Origin of the sequence: Proteus sp. G4415 (genome assembly GCF_963896075.1) — a bacterium.
Classification (GTDB): domain Bacteria; phylum Pseudomonadota; class Gammaproteobacteria; order Enterobacterales; family Enterobacteriaceae; genus Proteus; species Proteus mirabilis.
The window spans coordinates 1-3482 of the sequence record NZ_CAWQOK010000025.1; the positions used below are offsets into that span (position 1 = coordinate 1).

The 3482-nt window shown below is 38.9% G+C and carries 3 protein-coding genes, 2 tRNA genes and 1 rRNA gene; 2 read left to right on the top strand and 4 right to left on the bottom strand.

Going from position 1 to position 3482, the window contains the following annotated elements; all coding sequences use genetic code 11:
* Nucleotides 1–1499: YifB family Mg chelatase-like AAA ATPase (locus AACU95_RS02205; protein WP_161737160.1), on the top strand; the 1499-nt coding region annotated here is incomplete at its 5' end.
* A 47-nt stretch (nucleotides 1500–1546) separates the two neighbouring features.
* Here the strand turns inward: AACU95_RS02205 and AACU95_RS02210 are convergent.
* Nucleotides 1547–1885, bottom strand: coding sequence for a DUF413 domain-containing protein (locus tag AACU95_RS02210; RefSeq protein WP_004246370.1), 339 nt, complete (start codon nucleotides 1883–1885; stop codon nucleotides 1547–1549).
* Nucleotides 1886–2000: 115 nt separating this feature from the next.
* On the opposite strand from AACU95_RS02210, the gene hdfR reads away from it, so the two are divergent.
* Nucleotides 2001–2825, top strand: coding sequence for an HTH-type transcriptional regulator HdfR (gene hdfR / locus AACU95_RS02215; RefSeq protein ID WP_004249680.1), 825 nt, complete (start codon nucleotides 2001–2003; stop codon nucleotides 2823–2825).
* A gap of 270 nt (nucleotides 2826–3095) precedes the next feature.
* Here hdfR and AACU95_RS02220 read toward each other — a convergent pair.
* The 3 genes from AACU95_RS02220 to rrf all read right to left on the bottom strand — a co-directional run bounded on the left by AACU95_RS02220 (nucleotide 3096) and on the right by rrf (nucleotide 3422).
* Nucleotides 3096–3171, bottom strand: a tRNA-Trp gene (locus AACU95_RS02220).
* Nucleotides 3172–3178: 7 nt separating this feature from the next.
* A tRNA-Asp gene (locus tag AACU95_RS02225) sits at nucleotides 3179–3255 on the bottom strand.
* Between the two features lie 51 nt (nucleotides 3256–3306).
* A 5S ribosomal RNA gene (rrf, locus tag AACU95_RS02230) occupies nucleotides 3307–3422 on the bottom strand.
* Nucleotides 3423–3482 lie beyond the last annotated feature (60 nt).

Sequence of the window (3482 nt, forward strand, 5' to 3'; positions counted from 1 at the left end):
TAGGGATCTCTGCACCACTTATTACTATTGAGGCTCATATTAGCCAGGGATTACCAGGACTCACTTTAGTTGGTTTACCTGAAACTGTCGTAAAAGAAGCGAAAGATAGGGTAAGAAGCGCATTAATAAATAGTGGATATAGTTATCCAGCAAAAAGAATTACGATTAATCTTTCACCCGCTGATTTACCTAAAGAAGGAGCCCGCTATGATTTACCCATTGCGTTAGCTATCTTAATTGCCTCAGAGCAATTAATCTCTGATAAATTAAATAGTTATGAATTTATCGGTGAGCTTGCACTTTCCGGTAAATTACAAAAAGTGAATGCGGTTATTCCCTCAATTTTAAGCGCCAACAAAGATAATAGAATATCTATCATTTCTATTGAACATCAATCAGAAGTTTCGCTCTTACCTAATAAATCCGCGTTATTAGCTAGCCATCTTTTGGATATTTGTCATCATTTAGAAAATAACACCCCATTAATTGAAGCTAAAAACAATATTAATCACAAAACAATTGAAAACCAAAATAATAAAGATATTAGTGATATTATTGGACAAAATAACGCAAAAAGAGCTGCAGAAATCACTGCAGCAGGAAATCACAACATTTTATTTCTTGGCCCTCCTGGCACAGGAAAAACAATGTTGGCACAACGCATTAATACTCTCTTACCTCCACTTACAGCTAAAGAAGCCCTTGATGTATTAATTATCAGTAGCCTATCAAATACGATACATCATGATGGTAAATGGCCTTTACGTCCTTTTAGAGCACCTCATCATACGGCATCTGCCGTTGCTTTAACCGGAGGTGGATCTATTCCTAAACCCGGTGAAATTACACTTGCACATCATGGCATTTTATTTTTAGATGAATTGCCGGAATTTGATAGACGTGTGTTAGATGCACTTAGAGAGCCTCTTGATGCGCGCAAAATTACCATTTCACGCGCTAAAGCCAAAATTAGCTATCCCGCAAATGTGTTACTTGTCGGTGCATTAAATCCAAGTCCTACAGGGCACTATCAAGGTACTCATAATCGAACGCCCGTAAAACAAGTATTACGTTATTTAAGCAAAGTATCGGGACCTTTTTTAGATAGGTTTGACTTATCCGTTGAAATGCCATTATTACCTCAAGGTGCACTACTACAATCGACCCATACAAATGAATCGAGTAGCATCATACGAGCTCGAGTTTTACAAGCCAGGGAACGTCAGTTCCAGCGAAGTGGCAAGCTTAATACTTATTTATCAAGTAAAGAGATTGAACATTTTTGTCAATTACATACCGAAGATGCACTCTTTCTTGAAGAGACATTGAATAAATTAGGCTTATCTATTCGTGCATGGCATAAAATTTTAAGAGTTTCGAGAACTATTGCCGATCTTGAGAATGAGCAAAAAATACAACGAAATCATCTTATTGAAGCGTTGAGTTTTCGCGCCATGGATAGACTGATGATCTATTTACAAAAACAGTTAGAAGGGTAAGTAAAAAAGGAGCGAAATACGCCCCTTTTAAATTAAAACTAATGATATTAATCATCAGAATCGGTATAGTCATCAGATGGATCGAGCTGTGGCTTTCCACCCGATAAGGTATGAAAACGTTTTGGACGACTTATACGACTGGTATATTTCTTCCAAATTTTTTCTTCAACAGTAGCTGCTTCTCGTTCGCCACGACACATGGCAACAAATAATTTTTCCGCTTCAGTTGCAGGCTCTCGTTTGCCTAAATCAAGTTCATTGAAAGCTTGACCATGACGTTCCAATATCTGGGCTTCCTTGATAGTGAAATCGCCATGACGAGAAAAACCACGCGGATAATGTTTATTGTCAAAAAAACGATTAGTCGTGATAAAACTTTCTGCCATCTGACACACTCCTAATTCTCTATCGTCATACTTATGGCGCGGAGTATTAGGGAGTCATGCGGTTCTGTAAAACAAAATATTTAAATCGTAACGACAAATTTTTTTGGAGATAGATGTGGATACCGAATTACTGAAAACCTTTTTGGAAGTCAGTAAGACAAGACACTTTGGCCGAGCCGCTGAATCTCTTTATTTAACACAGTCTGCGGTCAGTTTTAGAATACGCCAATTAGAAACCCAACTTGGGACAAATTTGTTTACTCGCCATCGTAACAATATTCGCTTAACACTCGCTGGAGAAAGGCTTATCCCTTATGCTGAGTCATTAATGAATACCTGGTTACAGGCAAAAAAAGAAATTAGCCACGCCTCCCAACACTCAGAACTTTCAATTGGTGCGACAGCATCGCTCTGGGACGCTTATCTAACCTCTTGGCTACAAGAGGCTTACTTAGAAAGAAATGAGCTTAGAATTGAATCTAGAGTCTCTACAAGGCAATCTCTAGTAAAGCAACTTCATGCTCGTGAGCTAGATCTGCTTTTTACTACAGAAGCACCCAAAATGGATGAGTTGGAAAGTAAAGTAATTGGCAATATCACATTTCAACTAATGAAAAGAGCATCACACCTGAACCAGCAAAGCGCACAATTTATCAAAATTGAGTGGAGTGCTGATTTGTCACCACTTTCACAAAATAGCTCTGCACCAAAAACAGAACCTATTTTGACAACAAATTCAGCTATGATTGCTTATCAGTTAATGAAAACAACAAATGCCGTTGCTTTTTTACCTACTCATTGGCTCGATTTATATCCCGATCTCTCACCAGCAGCAGTAGAGATCATCCAAAAACCGCTATTTGCTGTATGGCTCAATACCAGTGATCAACAAGTGTTAATTCAGCAACTACTTTCTCAACCTGTCTCCAACCATCAGTAGCATTGTGCTTCAGTCAAATTGATATATCAGTAATAAAATTGATGATTGAAGCACATGTTATTACTAATAACAGACTCAATACCCAGAAAAATATTATGTGAATAATGTTAGATTAATCATTTGGATGATACATAAAGTTATAAATACGATTTAGGATTGGCAGAGTTGGAAGGATTGGAGAAAAATATAGTGGTTTTTATATAACAAAAAGCCCAGTTAATTAACTGGGCTACAAAGTAGTATAAATTTTGTTATTACTTAATTGGTAACTGGCAGGGGCGGAGAGGCTCGAACTCCCAACACCCGGTTTTGGAGACCGGTGCTCTACCAATTGAACTACGCCCCTAAATAGTTGGCGGAACGGACGGGACTCGAACCCGCGACCCCCTGCGTGACAGGCAGGTATTCTAACCAACTGAACTACCGCTCCGCTTATTCTTTACGCACTTAATGTCTTTTTACATTAAGGCTTTAATTTAATGCTTGGCAGTTCCCTACTCTCACATGGGGAGACCCCACACTACCATCGGCGCTACGGCGTTTCACTTCTGAGTTCGGCATGGGATCAGGTGGGACCACCGCGCTATGGCCGCCAAGCAAATTCGGTTTTAATCACTCGCTTCTTTCCTTTCGGTAAGTCGCCAGTAATTCAATCTT

Coding starts and splice junctions, on each gene's coding strand:
- AACU95_RS02210 (WP_004246370.1), bottom strand. CDS start 1,885: ATGGCAGAAAGTTTTATCACGACTAATCGTTTTTTTGACAATAAACAT.